The sequence below is a fragment of the Falsihalocynthiibacter sp. CO-5D18 genome (assembly GCF_041205445.1).
Taxonomy (GTDB): Bacteria; Pseudomonadota; Alphaproteobacteria; order Rhodobacterales; family Rhodobacteraceae; genus Falsihalocynthiibacter; species Falsihalocynthiibacter arcticus.
In genome coordinates, this window is record NZ_JBGFCF010000122.1 from 1 (window position 1) to 282 (window position 282).

A 282-nucleotide genomic window follows, 5' to 3' on the forward strand; every position below is an offset into this window, starting at 1 on the left:
GACGGGATGCGCTACGTGTCGTCGTCGTCAACCTCATCGGGGTCGTCGTCGATTACCTTGACGTTTGAGACGGGCACGGACCCTGATATTGCGCAAGTTCAGGTGCAGAATAAACTGTCACAAGCCACCGCGCTTTTGCCCGAAGCCGTACAGCGCCAAGGTGTGACGGTGCAAAAATCCTCGGCTGGGTTCCTGATGGTGATCGGTTTGATCTCCGAAGATGGCAAAATGGATCAGGCCGATTTGTCGGACTATCTGAACTCCAACCTTGTGGATGCCTTT

The 282-nt window shown here is 54.3% G+C and carries 1 protein-coding gene; it reads left to right on the forward strand.

What is annotated here, in order from left to right; translation table 11 throughout:
- The coding region (locus tag AB9F27_RS22195; protein ID WP_369758246.1) for an efflux RND transporter permease subunit at positions 1 to 282 on the forward strand (282 nt) is incomplete at both ends.